Below are 16,275 nucleotides of genomic sequence, written 5' to 3'. Positions count from 1 at the left end.
GGTTTTTTTGTGCGTGAACAAAAAATAAAGTTCCATAAAATTGTTACTGATTATTAAATTCTGAGGGGTTCGTCAAAATAAAACGCATTTGCTTACAATTTAATCGCACTAATAACGTTATCTGTTGAAAAAAAATGGTCCCTCATAAAAAAAAAGTTTTACTAGTGATAAGAGTCTCATTTGTAACATGGATGACTTCTTACTGTTACATAAAAAGGGGATATTACGCAGCATCTACTGGTTTGTATGAGTGGTCTGCGTTGTATTCTTCTATTTTATTGTATTCAAAATTGCAATGAATGCCTTCGCCAAACTTACCAAGCCGTTAAATAGAATAATGTCTTAGATAAGGATTTTTAAAATGACTTCAAAGAATGCTATTGCATTGGCTTTGTCTTCTTTATTTGTAGCGGCTAGCGCGAATGCAGTCACTATTTACGAAGCTGATAATGGTGATTTCGTTAAGCTATATGGTGAAGTAGGGGTTGGTGGTCACATTGGTGCTAACTACGAATACGGCGAATTTTATGCAGACCAAAATTATGTAGACGACTCTTTCGCAACTATGGGTGTGAAGGGTAAGAACGATAAAATGCATTACCGTTTAGAGCTAGATTACGAACGTGAAAACTGGGCTTACGGCACTGGCGATATGGTTCTGGCGATCGATAAAGTATTTATTGGGTACGACTTATATAAGAGTGATGTTTACTCTCATTACGTAGAAGTTGGTTTAACCGATACTGCTTTTGATGATTACGATAAATGGGGTGACTTTACGTTTGACACTACGGTTGAAACTGGCGAAGCCGGCGACCAAGATATGACGGTTAAATATGAAGGTAAATACTTTAGCGGGATTGAAGTCGGTGTCTCTTACACTAACCGCGCTGAATCTTCTTCTGGTTCTGAACTTGGCGATATTGTGAATGGTTATGTTGGTTACTTCGGTGATCGCTTATCTGCTGTTGTTGGCTTAGAAGGTCGTGCTGGCTCTGATGGTGCATCTAAGTACGGTGAGCAACAATTATTAGGTTTCGGTGCTCGTTTGGCAGTCACTGATGATATTCACCTAGGTGTAAATGCTTATATTGAAGAAGAAGATATTGCTCAAGATAGAACGCTGGTATCGACAGACCCAATCACAGGCGAAAAAACTTACATTAATAGCAATTACCAAACTTTAGAGAATAAAGGTTACCTAGCATCGGCTAAGTATAAGTTCTCTAAAACATGGGAATTTACTGCGTCATACAACTTTGAAGAATATGAACAGTGGTCAATTGATAATGCGAGCTCTGATGTAAGTGATCATAAGAGCTGGGGTGATGATCGTACGTGGGGCACTATTGGTGTGAACTACAAACCGACGACTTCAAGCATCATTGCACTTGAAATGAATACCGGTGATGCAGCGCAAGACGCATACGCATACGCTCGCGTTTACTTCTAATCCAATCAGAGAGAATCTAATAATGAACAAGAAAATAACTCTACTTGCTGGTGCGATTAGTGGTGTACTAAGTGGTGCAGCGCTGGCAGATGTTAATGACGTATTAATTACAGAGTACGTCGAAGGGTCTGCTAACAATAAAGCGGTTGAAATCAGTAACACAGGTACAACTGCTCATACCTTCGATGGCACATTGTCGCTTTACTACTCTTCATATAAGAACCAAATTAAAGCGCCAAATGGCGATAACGTACTGCAAGGTATCACTCTTCAGCCAGGTAAAAGTATCGTCGTACTGAATGGTGAAGCTGGCGCTGATATTCGTTTATACATCGAACGCCTTGGTGGTGAAGATGCATTAGTTGTGGCGGGAACTTTTGATCAAGTTAGCCATAATGCGATGAACTTTAATGGCGATGATGCCGTTTGGTTAGGCACGGATTCTTCAGAAGCGAATGTTAAAGATATCTTTGCTACATATGGTCATTCAGGCGATAAGCTTTGGGTTGACAAGACCATGCGTCGTAAAGCTGGTAGCTCTCAATCTTCTACTTACAATGAATCAGAGTGGGAAGAGTTTGGAAAAGATGCGTTTGGTGGTTTAGGTCACCCTACGGATGTTAATGATGATCCTGTGGTTGTACCTGTAGAGCAAGTATGTACAGATGCAACAGGTGTTGAGAGCAAGCTTATTGGTGAAGTGCAAGGTGAAGGTAAATTCTCTCCACTGATTCCATCTGGCAGCTATGAATCGACAGACCTGTTTAAAGTAACTGGTATTGTTTCTGCTGTAACAAGCTACCCATCAAAAGGTTTCTACCTATATGACGAAAATGCTGACGGAAAAGAATTAAGTTCTGATGGTATTTTTGTACCTACAGCAACGGCTTCTGACAGCATGGTCGGTCAGAAAGTGTGTGTTGTAGCAAAAGTTAAAGAAAACTATGGCTTGACTCAGCTTGTTGCTGAAGACGACAAGTGGGAAGTACTAGAGGCGACACCTGTTACGGTAACGCCAGTAGAAATGAAGCGTATTGCAAGTGATACGACTTTTGAATCTACTCTAGAACGTTATGAAGGTATGTTGGTTAAAACTGTTGCTGATATGGATGCAACAGAAGAAGGCAACCAAGATATGCGTGTATCTCGTAGCTTTAGCTTCGACTACGATGCTTTCCGTAACAACATGGTACTAGCTTACAAGCGTCCAAATGCTCAACCAAACCAAGATCATATTGCTGGTTCAATTGACTCTATGGGTCAAGCTGCTGAAAATGATGATTTCCGTTTGATCCTTGAATCAGATGGTAAAGCTCCAAATGGTCAGATCCCTTACTACTCTGATTTTGCTTCAGATCCACAAAACAATTACGTTCGTATTAATGACAGCGTAGTTGGTTTAACGGGTGTTATTGGCTATTCATACGGTGATTTCAACATCACAGTACCTAAAACATTAGAAAGCTCAAATAACAGTTCTGTTTCTTTTGTTCATAATACAGACCGTACCAATGCGCCTGTAATTGATGAAAGCTACGGTGACGATGGCTTTACCATTAAAGTCGCGACTCAAAACGTACTTAACTACTTTAACTCACCTTATGGTGGTTCTGATAACTCATTCGGTGACAACCGTGGTGCAGAGTCTCAGCAAGAGTTTGAACGTCAGCAAGCGAAGCTTGTTTCAGCAATCTACGGCCTAGATGCAGATATTCTTGGTTTGATGGAAATTGAGAACAACGGATTTGGTGATTTCAGCGCGATTACAGAATTACTGTCTGCAATAAACGAAAAATACTACGACGAAGATTATGGTGACCGTGGAAACCAAAACTCGATTCATAACCGCTATGTTTTTGTTGGTTTCGATAAAAATGGCGATGTGATTCTTGATGAGCAAGATACGGTAGGCAGCGATGCTATTACTACTGGTATTATCTACCGTCCGTCAAAAGTATCGGTTATTTCAGGTACTGTAATCCCAATGCCAGAGCAGCATGCTCCAATGATTGTGGATGAAAATGGCGCAGCGATTGTTGATTCTAAAGGTGAGATTCGTGAAAGCGGTGACAACTATCAACGTAATACGGTTGCCGCAACCTTCAGTGTATTAAATACCGGTAAACAGCTAACGGTTTCAGTAAACCACTTGAAATCTAAAGGTTCTACTTGTTACGAAGACTGGGTTGGTTGGGAAACATGGAGCAACTTTGACCCTGCAAAAGATGATGTTCGCAATGATGATTACCAAGGTTCTTGTGAAAACTTCCGAGTAGCGGCTGCGTACCAATTAGGTACTGAAATGGCGAAAATCGGTGGGGATCAAGTTGTATTGGGTGATATGAACTCATACGCGAATGAAGATCCAATGCTTGTTCTAACCAGTAACCCAACAAATAAAGAGATCTACGCATCTTCATATACTTTCCTTGGCAAGCAGCCATCGGCAGTAGATGGACAACGTGTCACTCAAACATTTGGTTTCCTAAATGCAGTTGATCTGAAAACTGAAGAAGGCAAAACATCTTGGAGCTACTCGTACAACGATGAAGTAGGTTCTTTGGATCATATGCTTATTACAAGCTCTCTTGAAGATCGTTTAGTTGATGCTGTTGATTGGCACATTAATGCACCTGAGTCTTCGCTGTTTGATTACAACAGCAAGTACAAAGGTGGCGATGAGAATGAAGCAAACCCATTCTACGCTGAAACACCGTTCCGCTCTTCTGACCATGACTCTGCAATTGTAAGTCTTGGTTATAAGTACGGTGAAGCTGGTGAGTCGGCTATCACTATTGCAACTAAGAGCGGCCGTGCTGATATTGGTTTCCCAGTTTCAGCTGAAGCAAAAGCAGGAGATATTGCTGAAATCACAATTTCACCACTTCCTGAGAACGTAGCGCTACCAAAAGTAACGTTAGGTTCAGATGGTGCTCAAACAGTGATGTTTGATGTTGCAGGTCTTGATGCGGGTTCTTACTCAATCAACATGACGCTAAAACGCGCGGTTGCGAGCCAAGCAACTGCCGCATCAAGCACGATCGACTCAATGGCGATGTCTGTTGAAGTGACTAAGCGTGATTCAAGCAACGTAAAACCTATCTACCCATCATCTGATGGTTCAGGTGGTAGTTTTGGTTTTGGTGCACTTTTATCATTGATTGGTCTTGGCTTCTTACGCCGCCGTCGTAGCTAATTACGCACTCAATAATAAGGCTAGCATTTGCTAGCCTTATTCATATTTATATCAAGTACAGTATTGCCCTTCAGTCTTATCTCAATCATAGAAGGCATTGCTGTACGTCTAAGTTAAGAATACTCAGCACCAAATTTTAATCTTGGTGCAATAAGAGGAATCATAATGAAAAAGAGTTTAATAGCACTTGCGGTAGGGGCTGTTCTTGTTCCAACGGCAAACGCCAATATTATTATTTCTGAAATTACAGAAGGTTCTGGTAGTAATAAAGCTATCGAGGTAGCCAATGTTGGCTCTGCTTCTGTGACACTAGATGGCTATACTGTTGAATTGGCAGCAAATGGGGGAGACTGGGGAAATAAAGAGGCACTAGATGGTGTAACTTTAGCCTCTGGAGAAACCTATGTAATAGTCAACGCAAGTGCCGATGCAGAGTTAAAAGGTAAAGGCAATGTCGAATCGACGGTTACTTACTTCAACGGAAATGATGCTGTTGCGGTCAAGCAAGGCGATACAATTATTGATATTGTGGGTGCTGGCGATGGCGAAAACTTCAATAAAGATGTCACATTACGCCGAACTGATCTAACTCCAAGCGAGTCATACGATGCATCTAAATTTGAAGTAGTTGATAAAGATGATTGGAGCGATTTCGGTAACGTCGAGCTAGGTGCTCCGGCTGAAAATATTCTTATCACTGAAGTTGTTGAGGGTTCAGGCAGCAATAAAGCTATCGAGATAGCGAATGTGGGTTCTACTGCTGTAACACTGGATGGCTACAGCTTGATGATGGAATCAAATGGTAGTGGTGACTGGGGAAATGAGTTTGATCTAGCTGGAGTCACGCTTCAAGCTGGAGAGACTTATGTGGTTGCTAACTCTAGCGCTGTAGCGGATTTGTTAGATAAATCGGATGGTACAGGAAGCATCACTTATTTTAACGGTGATGACTCTATTGCCTTATTTAAAGATGGTTCTATTGTCGATATTTTGGGTTACGTGAATGATACGGATTACAATAAAAACGTAACTTTGAAGCGTACTACGATGACGGCTAGCACAGCTTATGACCCTGCTAAATTTGAAACGTTAGATCAAGATGATTGGACCGATATTGGTAATGTTGACCTAGGTGGCGGCAACCCAGATCCAGACCCTGACCCAGATCCTGATCCCGATCCGGAGCCAACACCAGATACATTGATCAGTGAGCTTCAGGGTAATTCTTGGGCTTCGCCATATACCGACCCAGCAAACGGACAATTTATTTCAAATGAAGCGTTCACTGTCGTTGGTGTGATCACTGCAATTCAAAGCGAAGCTTTAGATGGTGATGTTGCAGTTGGTTTCTATATGCAAGATGAAACACCTGACAGCGATCCAAAAACATCGGACGGCATCTTTGTTGTGGGTGATGTTTCAGGTTTAGCTCTGGGCGATAAAGTCAAAGTCACTGGTCCTGTAGAAGAGAACTTTGGCTGGACACAAATTCCTGCTACAGCGATTGAAACGGTTGGAACGGGTACTGTTACCGCAACTGAATTATCTATCGCATCGAGTGATCCTGAATTTGACTTCACCCTTGAACGTCACGAAGGCATGCTAGTTAAGCTGACCTCTGCTTCTGATATGAAAGTGTCGCGTAACTACAGTTTTGATGAAGGGCCACAGCGATTCAACATGGTTCTAAGCCAAGGTGAAATTAATGTTCACCCGAACCAATCTTTCTTCCCTGGTACGCAAGAAGCTAAACAAGCTGCTGATTGTAATGATGATAATCGCTTAGTGGTTGAATCATTTACAAAAGATACGGTTGGGGCTCCTGCTTGGTACCCTGACTTTGGTCAAACCGATGTAGACCAAGATGGCACAACTGAGGACTTTATCCGCGTTGGCGATCTTGCGAGTAGCGTTCAAGGCGTCGTGGGTTACTCTTACTCAGATTATCGTTTCTATGTAACCGAAAATGTTACTAAGGATAGTTTCGCCGCTGATAACAGTAAGCGTAAAGCCGAACCTGTTCTTGATAATGGCGATATTCGTATTGCCACTTTCAACGCTAACCAGTACATCAATAGTTTAGAAGGCAGCGGTGAAACCAATCAATATTTAGAAGCGGATGCTCACCCAGGAGCTCAAAGTTCAACGGAATTTGATCATCAAACGCTTAAACTCGTTTCTGCTTTGAAGTCATTAAATGCTGACATTGTTGGTTTGATGGAAGTTGAAAATAATGGTTTTGAAGAAAGTTCTGCGATTGCTTATCTAGTGACACAACTAAACGCTGAATTAGATGAGATTGATCAGTACCACGTTGCAAGTAGTGAAGGGCTAACTCACGTAGGTACGCTGGCGACAAGTAACTACGTTATTTTCCGTGCGAATAAGGTTGGTCTTGATTCATTGCAAGTCATCCCAATGCCTTCTCAAAAAAATGCGGATGATACGATGACAGCACAACATGATGCTGTTGTTCCTGTGTTCTCATTTAAAGACCGTGAAGAGAAATTGGTGGTTGCGCTCAACCACTTTGCATCCAAAGAACAAACGTGTTCAGAAGATAGTGCTGAAACTGATAGCCAAGGTGCGTGTGGAAGTTTACGAGTCTCTGCTGCTGATTATTTAGGTCAACAGTTAGCAAACCTTGAGGGCGAGAAGGTTATTCTAGGTAGCTTGAATGCTTACAATAACGAAGATGCGATTACTGTATTAACAGATCGTACTGATGCTCCAGAAGGCTACGAAATCAAAACCGCAGCAAATACCTATATTGGTGATACACCTTTACACGGTGCAGATGGTTCAGTAGTGACTGAAAGCTATGGTTATGAAAATGTTTTAGAAATCGTTGAACCGAATAGCTACAACGTAGTTAAAGGGGATGAAAGCGGAAGCTTAGATTACATTTTAACCTCTGCGGGTTTGAAAACAAAAGTTATCGGAGCAACCCAGTGGAACATAAACGCTGGTGAGTCTGAAGTGTTTGGTGCAGACCATGAAACAGGACAAAAATATACTGATGTGTACCGTTCAGCGGCACATGATCCTGTTGTTCTTTCCATTGATTTTGATGGCAAGCCACTAGAGCCAGTTGACCCTATCTATCCTGGTAACCCGGATCAACCAATTGTGCCTGGTACACCAATTGAGCTTCCATCTGAGCCATTGAATGAACCTCGATTCGAAGCACCGACAGACGGTGGTTTTGATTACTTCGTTGATCTGACTCAATACGCTGATTCTGCTTACCTTAAAGTAGGTGATGAAGTGTCAGTAAGCTTCAGCAATGCAACTCAAGCATTTGTGGCGACTTCTTCTAATGTGCAGAAAGACGTTCTTGATCAGTTTGAAATTGCCTTCGGTTGGACGGAAGTACCAATTACAGGAGTGGGAGCAGGTGAATACACAGTAACCACGAGTGTTGCAGGCAGTGTACTTGAGACAAAAACCGTTCAAGTTGCGAAAAGTAGCAGCGATAGCGACGGTGGTTCATTTGGCTTAGGTGGCTTATTAAGCCTATTAGGTCTTGGCTTCTTACGTCGTAAGTTCAAATAACTCGTTGCTGATAGGAGAGGGGTGAATTCGCCCCTAATCGAAATATTATGATGAAAAAAACATTACTTACATTACTTATCCCATGTGCGTATGCCTCTGTCGCAACGGCAGCTTATGAACAAGCTCATGATCCACATGTTGTTGGTGGTATTCCATCGGTAACGTGTGAAATGACAATTGTAGAGCCGCCAGTACCACCAGGTGAGATACATAACCCAAATGGTTACTACGATAGCGCGTTAGACAAATCAGGCGATGAATTGAAAGCTGCCCTGAATAGTATTATTTCTACTGGTATTACTAAATTATCGTATTCATCTAGCAGCTTTGATGTGTGGGATGCATTAGATAAAACGGATGAAGATCCGAATAACAGTAACAACGTTATTCTAATGTATACCGGTCGCTCGCAAGAGAAAGGGCAGAAGACAGGTCAAGGCAGTTTAGGTCAGGATAACTGGAACCGTGAACATACTTACCCGAAATCAAATGGTGGATTCAACGATAAGAGTGCTTACGGCTATACCGATATCCATCACCTTCGTCCTACAGATGAGTCTGTGAACAGCAAGCGTGGGAATTTAGAGTTTGATAACGGCGGAAGTGAGTTAACTGAAGCGCCTGGAAACTACAGTGATGGCGACTCATTTGAGCCTCGTGATCAAGTGAAAGGCGACGTTGCTCGTATGATCTTCTACATGGCAACACGTTATGAAGGTAATGACTCTAAGACACCAGATCTAGAATTAGTACCAACAGTGGTAGATAACGGTACTGCTCTAGGGAATGTGTGTACGTTACTGGCTTGGAATACCCAAGATGCAGTAGATGAATTTGAATTTAATAGAAACACTAAAATTCAAGAGATTCAAGGTAACCGAAACCCATTCGTTGATAACCCACAATGGGTGGACTCAATCTTTGCTAAAGATTGTAAGTAGCGAATAGATCATCGCTATGCTTGTTACTAGGTGACGGGTTTTAAATAAGAAGCCAATAACTAAAGAATCAATAACAGAGAAAGGTGCCTTGTGCGCCTTTCTTTTTATTGGTGACTCCTTGGCTAATGCAAGTATCAGAGAGTTCTAGCCTTCAAGGAATAGGGAATTTTTCATAGTTGGATATTTTACCTTTGAACAGAAATACTTGCCTTTCTAGCCTCTTACTGCACAATACACACCCTATTGTCCTCCCTTCAATACGGTCAACGATTTACTCATGCTATTAATCATCGATAACTACGACTCTTTTACTTATAACCTGTACCAATACTTTTGTGAGTTAGGTGCAACGGTGAAAGTGGTACGTAATGATGAGATTGATATAGCAGGAATTGAAGCCCTCGCACCTACTCACTTAGTGATATCTCCTGGTCCTTGTACTCCAAACGATGCTGGAATCTCATTAGCTGCCATAGAGTATTTCGCCGGTAAACTGCCTTTAATGGGAGTCTGTTTAGGTCATCAAGCGATTGCCCAAGTTTTTGGTGGTGAAGTCGTACGAGCTAGGCAAGTTATGCATGGAAAAACGTCTCCAATTAGACACAATGGACGAAGTGTTTTTCAAAGCTTAAATAATCCATTAACGGTAACTCGCTATCATTCATTAGTTGTGAAAAATGGCACATTACCTGATTGTTTCGAACTAACGGCTTGGACTGAATTTGAAGATGGCAGCATGGATGAAATCATGGGTTATCAGCATAAGACATTGCCAATTGATGCGGTTCAATTCCACCCTGAATCAATTAAAACAGAACAGGGACACCAGTTACTGGCTAACTTCCTCGCTCGCTAAGTGTTTTATTCCTTGTTCTGCGCCTGACCTCTAATGGGCATCGATCACTTTTTATAACATTTGTTATATCTATATTTCGTAATACCTCCTTTGCAAACTTATTCGCCGTATTTAGTGCGGACAGCGCTATATCGCCGTCTTTGCTATGTATTGTTACGGCCAAATACCTCCTTCGATAAAAAAAGCTTCATAAAACAAACTACTTGATGCATAAATAGTCAGAGGCAGTGACGTTTATTCAGTTGTTTTCCGATGTGAAAGAATAAATCACTATTGAAATGGTTAATTAAATGTAAATACAATGCTGCAGCGGGATAAAAGCGGAACAAAATAATTTTGTCTCACTTATGAATCATTACGCTTATTTGCGAAGCATGCGGTATCGATAAAGGAATGTGCGATGACAGTGGAAAATAAAGTAGAACGTAGTCTGTTTAATGAGGTGATGGTGCCTTGTTATAACCCAATGGAAATGATTCCAGTTAAAGGCGAAGGCGCACGAGTCTGGGACCAAGAAGGTCGAGAGTATATCGACTTTGCTGGTGGTATCGCAGTTAGTTGTTTAGGTCACTGTCATCCTGCAATGGTTAAAGCAGTGACTGAGCAAGCAAATAAGATTTGGCACCTAAGTAATGTTATGACCAATGAGCCAGCATTACGCCTTGCTAAGAAACTCACAGACGTTTGCTTTGCTGATAAAGTTTTCTTTGCTAACTCTGGCGCTGAAGCGAATGAAGCGGCACTTAAATTAGCTCGCCGTTGGGCTGTTGATGTACATGGACCTGAAAAATCAGAAATCATTGCATTCAAACAAGGTTTCCACGGTCGTACATTCTTCACTGTAACGGTTGGTGGTCAAGAAGCTTATTCTGATGGCTTTGGTCCTAAACCAGGCGATGTTACTCATCTACCTTATAATGATATTGCCGCTTTAGAAGCGCATATCTCTGAGCGCACTTGTGCAATCATGATGGAACCTCTGCAAGGTGAGGGCGGTATTATTTCGCCAACATCTGAATTCATGAATGCTGTTCGTGAACTGTGTGATAAACACAATGCACTTCTTATTTTTGATGAAGTACAAACAGGTAATGGCCGAACTGGTGATTTCTATGCTTACCAAGGTTTAGGGGTAACACCTGATATTCTTAGTACAGCAAAATCTCTTGGTGGCGGTTTCCCAATTGGTGCAATGCTGACTACTGACGCTTTAGCTCCTCACCTTAAAGTGGGTACTCATGGCTCAACTTACGGTGGTAACCCGTTGGCTTGTGCAGTAGCAGAAGCGGTAGTTGATGTAGTTAGCCAACCTGAAACTTTAGCGGGTGTTAAAGAGCGTGAAGCGCTATTCCGTGAAGGTTTGACTAAAATAAATGATAAGTACCAGCTTTTCAGTGAAGTCCGCGGTAAAGGCTTACTGCTAGGTGCTGCACTTAATGAGAAATGGCAAGGTCGAGCTCGTGACGTATTAGTTGCTGCGGGTAAAGAAGGCTTGATGGTATTGGTTGCGGGAGCAAATGTCGTTCGTTTCACACCATCACTTGTCATCACTAAACAAGAAATTGAAGAAGGCTTAGCAAAACTAGACAAAGCAATTGCGACGTTAGTTTAGCCTCAAAGCTCGCGTCATAAGAATATTCGCCATAGAGCGGTTCTATGATGACTTGCTAAAGGCCCAGACTGTCTAGTTTTGGGCCTGTTTTGCATCTGGAGGGAATATTGATGCTAGTTGTTCGCCCTATTAAATTATCTGATTATGACGCGCTGCATGCTTGCGCCGTTGAATCAGGACATGGATTCACATCTCTTCCTGTAAATGAAGAGCTCTTAACTAACCGAATTACGCACTCCGAATACAGTTTTTCCAAAGCGAATGTCACCGAACCTGGTGATGAAGGCTACCTAATGGTTGGCGTTGATAGCGAAACGGGAGAAGTAGCCGGTACTACAGGTATCGAAGCTTCTATCGGTTGGGACGTCCCATTTTATTCTTACCATATCAGTAAGGTTGTGCACTCCTCGCAAAAGTTGGGTGTGAACAATGTTGTTAAGCTGCTGACTTTTGGTAATAACTACACAGGCTGCAGTGAAATTTGTACTTTGTTTTTGCGTCCATCTTTCCGTGGGGGATTGAATGGTCGTTTGATGTCAAAGTGCCGTTTCTTGATCATGTCTGAGCATCCAGAGCGTTTCTCCGAAACGATTTTTGCAGAGATGCGTGGCGTATCTGACGCTGATGGTAATTCACCTTTTTGGCAGTGGTTGCAAGAGCACTTCTTCTCTATTGATTTCACGCTGGCAGATTACTTAACTGGTATAGGTAAAAAAGGCTTCATTGCCGACCTTATGCCTAAGTTGCCGATATACGTGAATTTACTTAGCCAAGAAGCTCAAGCGGTAATCGGACAGGTTCACGATAATACTCGCCCTGCATTAAAACTCTTAGAGCGAGAAGGTTTCACCAACCGAGGTTATGTCGACATTTTTGATGCAGGTCCTACCGTTGAATGTGATTTACGAAATATTGAATCGGTTCGTCATTCGATCAGAGCGCAAGTGAAGGTCGCTGAACATTCAAGCTCCCAAGATTATTTAATTGGTAATACTTCATTTGAAAACTTCCGAGCGGCCGCTGCGAAAGCTGCTTACGATCAAGCAAGCGATAAGGTGATTTTATCCCCTGAAGTGGCGAAAGCTTTGGAAGTCAAAGAAGGCGACTTTGTTCGCATGTTAGCTCAGTAAGTTCGATTTCGGCTTCTTAATGGAGCCGTGAATTGACCGAGGTTTGAAGTGATGACGTTTTAAGTGACCAGCGTTTGACGTGATCAAGTGTTCAAGAAAGTGCATTAAGTGCTTTTTAGCAGAATTGTAAGTAAGGACAGTAGTATGACTCAGTGGATTGCAGGGCAATGGGTAGCCGGACAAGGCGAAGCGATGACATCAGTCAGCCCATTTAATAATGAGGTTGTTTGGCAAGGCGACAGTGCGACTCCCGCTCAAGTAGAATCAGCGGTTAGCGCTGCACGTAATGCATTTGTGGGTTGGAAGAAGCTAAGCTTTGCTGAGCGTGAAGCTATTGTTTTAGCTTTCGCTGAAAAAGTGAAAGAAAACAGCGAAGAAATTGCACAAATTATTGCAAAAGAAACGGGTAAACCAATTTGGGAAACTCGTACTGAAGCGGGTGCAATGGCAGGTAAAATTGCTATTTCAATCCGTGCATACCATGAGCGTACGGGTGAAGCCTCTCGTGAAGCTGCTGGCAACCAAATTGTACTTCGTCATCGCCCATTGGGTGTAATGGCTGTCTTTGGTCCTTACAACTTCCCTGGTCACCTACCAAACGGTCATATTGTCCCTGCATTGCTATCGGGTAACACTGTGGTATTCAAGCCTTCAGAGCAAACTCCTTGGACTGGAGAATTTGCAATGAAGTTATGGCAAGAAGCGGGTTTGCCTGCTGGTGTCATTAACCTTGTGCAAGGCGCTAAAGAAACTGGTATCGCATTAGCTGACTCAAAAGGCTTAGATGGCGTGCTATTTACTGGTAGTGCAAATACCGGTCATATTTTACATCGTCAATTTGCAGGGCAGCCGGGCAAAATGCTGGCACTCGAAATGGGTGGTAACAACCCTATGGTTATTTCTGACCAATATGGGGATGTTGACGCGACGGTTTATACCATTATTCAATCTGCGTTTATTAGCGCAGGTCAACGTTGTACTTGTGCACGTCGCTTGTATGTTCCGGTGGGAGAGAAGGGCGACCTACTCATTAATAAATTGGTAGCCGCGACTCAGAAGATTCGTGTAGATCAACCATTTGCTGAGCCAGCACCTTTCATGGGCCCACAAATTTCAGAAGCGGCAGCGAAGTTCATTCTTGATGCTCAAGCAAATCTTCAGTCTCTTGGCGGAGTTAGCCTAGTGGAAGCTAAAGGTCTTGAAGCTGCATTTGTGACTCCTGGTATTATCGATGCAACAAACATTGCTGAGTTGCCTGATGAGGAATATTTTGGACCACTTCTACAGGTTGTGCGTTACCAATCATTGGAAGAAGCCGTTAACTTAGCTAACGATACCCGTTTTGGCTTATCGGCAGGGCTTGTTTCAACGGATGACTCTGAATGGGAATACTTCGTTGATCATATCCGTGCGGGTATTGTAAACCGTAACCGTCAGCTGACGGGAGCAAGTGGTGATGCTCCGTTTGGAGGCCCAGGTGCGTCTGGTAACTTACGACCAAGTGCTTACTACGCAGCGGATTACTGTGCTTACCCAATGGCTTCAATGGAAGGTGGCGAAACATTACTGCCTGCGACGTTTAGCCCTGGTATTGAACTTTAGATAAAGACCTCACTAAACATATAACTTAAATACTAGCCTTACCTAGATGTAAGGCTAGGCATAATAATAAAAAATTACTGACGATTGCTTGCTCATGGAAGGCTTTTAGTCGGTATAACGATTGTAAAATTGCTATGGCATTAAGAGCGGTAGCGTATCTTTTTAATCCAATCTCTCTAGCTTGCTAGACCCTCGACAAGGAGTCACCATGACGCCCGATCTATTATTTAGCTCATTATGGAACGATTATATTCAACGCTTATGTCCTTCAGCGGCACAAGTTCAACAGTTGTTGAAAGAAGATGAAACGTTGATTAATGACCATATTGCACTGCGGACTTTCAACGTAGCACCTCTTGGTATTGATACCTTAGCGAAGCCATTTATAGATCTGGGCTATCAAGCATGTGGTGATTACCTTTTCGAAAGTAAAAAATTAGTCGCGAAGCATTTTGAACATCCAGATCCAAATCAACCTAAAGTGTTCATCAGTGAGTTGAAGGTTGAAGAGTGTTCAAGTGAATTACAATCGATAGTCGCTAAGCTAGTAGAGCAATTAGACACCAGCAAGCTAAAAGGTCATGAGTTCCTATTCGGTGGGCGACTATGGGATTTAAGCTTCACTGATTTCCAAGCACTAGCGAAAGAAAGTGAGTACGCTTCTTGGCTTGCTGCGCATGGTTATGGAGCAAACCACTTTACAGTAAGTGTGAATCAGCTGAATAAGTTTGATGAAGTACAATCTGTGAATGACTACTTGAGAGCTGAAGGCTTTACTATTAATGGCGCTGGTGGAGAAGTAAAAGGGTCACCTGAAGTGCTTCTTGAGCAATCTTCAACGATGGCAGATAAAGTTGCGGTTACTTTCACTGAAGGTGTCGAAATGATTCCGGGTGGCTTTTATGAATTTGCGAAGCGATACGTGATGGCAAATGGCGAAATTTATACTGGTTTTGTCGCAGCTTCTGCCGATAAGATTTTTGAAAGTACAGACAGTTAATCTATCTAAGTTTTCCTAGGCTTTTTCATGATTAAGCTCTAGAACGACCGACTAAAAGAAAAAGCCACCAACTTTACAGTTAGTGGCTTTATTATTTGTCTCGGCTTTTAATGGCTAGATACTAGCGATTAAAAATTAGCGAGTACCGTAAACAACGATAGTCTTACCGTGAGCTGAAATTAAGTTCTGCTCTTCTAGCATTTTCAAGATACGACCAACAGTCTCACGTGAACAGCCAACAATCTGACCGATCTCTTGACGAGTGATCTTGATTTGCATGCCGTCTGGGTGAGTCATTGCATCTGGCTGTTTAGCTAGGTTTAGTAGCGTTTGAGCGATACGACCAGTCACGTCAAGGAAAGCTAAATCACCTACTTTTTGGCTAGTCACTTGTAGACGATTAGCCATTTGAGATGATAGACGCATTAAGATGTCTGGGTTCACTTGGATAAGTTGACGGAATTTCTTAAATGAAATTTCAGCCACTTCACAAGGAGATTTAGCACGAACCCAAGCAGTACGCTCTTGGTCTTCTTCAAATAGACCAAGTTCACCAATAAAGTCACCTTGGTTTAGGTAAGAAAGAATCATTTCCTTACCTTCTTCGTCTTTGATTAAAACTGCAACAGAACCTTTTACGATGTAGTACAAGGTTTCCGCTTTTTCACCAGCGTGAATTAGCGTGCTTTTAGAAGGGTACTTATGAATATGACAATGTGACAGAAACCATTCTAATGTTGGATCGGTTTGAGGTTTACCTAGAACCATAATATCTCACTTCCTCTGCAGGGTATGCTTGCTGCTTTCCGTATTAATTAGCTAAGCCTAAATTAGGCTTTAGGGTAAGAGCACTTTTTCAGTGCTGCAAGCTATCTTTTGTTTCGGTCTAAAATAGTATCCTTTTTCAGTCACTATTTCTTGATTTTAATC

10 protein-coding genes are annotated in these 16,275 nt (G+C 42.2%); 9 read left to right on the top strand and 1 reads right to left on the bottom strand.

All coding sequences use genetic code 11. The features are described 5' to 3' along the window. Positions 1-361 precede the first annotated feature (361 nt). The 9 genes from F0226_RS07155 to F0226_RS07115 all read left to right on the top strand — a co-directional run bounded on the left by F0226_RS07155 (position 362) and on the right by F0226_RS07115 (position 15,345). Positions 362-1,453 carry a porin gene (locus F0226_RS07155; protein ID WP_171735000.1) on the top strand — a complete coding sequence of 364 codons (1,092 nt, stop codon included), beginning with the start codon at positions 362-364 and terminating at the stop codon, positions 1,451-1,453. Between the two features lie 22 nt (positions 1,454-1,475). Continuing rightward, positions 1,476-4,649 carry an ExeM/NucH family extracellular endonuclease gene (locus F0226_RS07150; protein ID WP_171734999.1) on the top strand — a complete coding sequence of 1,058 codons (3,174 nt, stop codon included), beginning with the start codon at positions 1,476-1,478 and terminating at the stop codon, positions 4,647-4,649. A gap of 165 nt (positions 4,650-4,814) precedes the next feature. Beyond that, positions 4,815-8,204: an ExeM/NucH family extracellular endonuclease gene (locus F0226_RS07145; RefSeq protein ID WP_171734998.1), complete on the top strand. Its 3,390-nt coding sequence runs from the start codon at positions 4,815-4,817 to the stop codon at positions 8,202-8,204. A 47-nt stretch (positions 8,205-8,251) separates the two neighbouring features. Next, positions 8,252-9,145, top strand: a complete 894-nt coding sequence (locus F0226_RS07140) for an endonuclease (RefSeq protein WP_253820785.1) — start codon at positions 8,252-8,254, stop codon at positions 9,143-9,145. Between the two features lie 277 nt (positions 9,146-9,422). Then, complete coding sequence (locus tag F0226_RS07135) at positions 9,423-10,001, top strand: aminodeoxychorismate/anthranilate synthase component II (RefSeq protein WP_171734997.1); 579 nt, start codon at positions 9,423-9,425, stop codon at positions 9,999-10,001. 400 nt (positions 10,002-10,401) lie between these two features. Continuing rightward, positions 10,402-11,613 carry an aspartate aminotransferase family protein gene (locus F0226_RS07130; protein ID WP_171734996.1) on the top strand — a complete coding sequence of 404 codons (1,212 nt, stop codon included), beginning with the start codon at positions 10,402-10,404 and terminating at the stop codon, positions 11,611-11,613. Between the two features lie 110 nt (positions 11,614-11,723). Further along, complete coding sequence (gene astA, locus F0226_RS07125; protein ID WP_171734995.1) at positions 11,724-12,743, top strand: arginine N-succinyltransferase; 1,020 nt, start codon at positions 11,724-11,726, stop codon at positions 12,741-12,743. 144 nt (positions 12,744-12,887) lie between these two features. Then, the gene (gene astD / locus F0226_RS07120; protein WP_137375107.1) at positions 12,888-14,345 is read left to right on the top strand and encodes a succinylglutamate-semialdehyde dehydrogenase; all 1,458 of its coding nucleotides are present in this window, start codon (positions 12,888-12,890) and stop codon (positions 14,343-14,345) included. 208 nt (positions 14,346-14,553) lie between these two features. Then, on the top strand, positions 14,554-15,345 hold the full coding sequence (locus F0226_RS07115; RefSeq protein ID WP_171734994.1) for a DUF1338 domain-containing protein: 792 nt from the start codon (positions 14,554-14,556) through the stop codon (positions 15,343-15,345). 135 nt (positions 15,346-15,480) lie between these two features. On the opposite strand, the gene crp is transcribed toward F0226_RS07115, so the two are convergent. Continuing rightward, positions 15,481-16,113 (bottom strand): cAMP-activated global transcriptional regulator CRP, encoded by a 633-nt coding sequence (crp, locus tag F0226_RS07110; RefSeq protein ID WP_017036097.1) that lies wholly within the window; start codon positions 16,111-16,113, stop codon positions 15,481-15,483. Positions 16,114-16,275 lie beyond the last annotated feature (162 nt).

This window comes from Vibrio sp. 99-70-13A1 (assembly GCF_013114625.1).
Lineage (GTDB): Bacteria > Pseudomonadota > Gammaproteobacteria > Enterobacterales > Vibrionaceae > Vibrio.
This window is presented reverse-complemented; position numbering and strand designations above follow the sequence as displayed.

What these genes read in the sequence shown, in the direction of transcription:
- F0226_RS07155 (WP_171735000.1), top strand. Translation starts at nt 362, where the DNA reads ATGACTTCAAAGAATGCTATTGCATTGGCTTTGTCTTCTTTATTTGTA.
- F0226_RS07150 (WP_171734999.1), top strand. Translation starts at nt 1,476, where the DNA reads ATGAACAAGAAAATAACTCTACTTGCTGGTGCGATTAGTGGTGTACTA.
- F0226_RS07145 (WP_171734998.1), top strand. Translation starts at nt 4,815, where the DNA reads ATGAAAAAGAGTTTAATAGCACTTGCGGTAGGGGCTGTTCTTGTTCCA.
- F0226_RS07140 (WP_253820785.1), top strand. Translation starts at nt 8,252, where the DNA reads ATGATGAAAAAAACATTACTTACATTACTTATCCCATGTGCGTATGCC.
- F0226_RS07135 (WP_171734997.1), top strand. Translation starts at nt 9,423, where the DNA reads ATGCTATTAATCATCGATAACTACGACTCTTTTACTTATAACCTGTAC.
- F0226_RS07130 (WP_171734996.1), top strand. Translation starts at nt 10,402, where the DNA reads ATGACAGTGGAAAATAAAGTAGAACGTAGTCTGTTTAATGAGGTGATG.
- astA (WP_171734995.1), top strand. Translation starts at nt 11,724, where the DNA reads ATGCTAGTTGTTCGCCCTATTAAATTATCTGATTATGACGCGCTGCAT.
- astD (WP_137375107.1), top strand. Translation starts at nt 12,888, where the DNA reads ATGACTCAGTGGATTGCAGGGCAATGGGTAGCCGGACAAGGCGAAGCG.
- F0226_RS07115 (WP_171734994.1), top strand. Translation starts at nt 14,554, where the DNA reads ATGACGCCCGATCTATTATTTAGCTCATTATGGAACGATTATATTCAA.
- crp (WP_017036097.1), bottom strand. Translation starts at nt 16,113, where the DNA reads ATGGTTCTAGGTAAACCTCAAACCGATCCAACATTAGAATGGTTTCTG.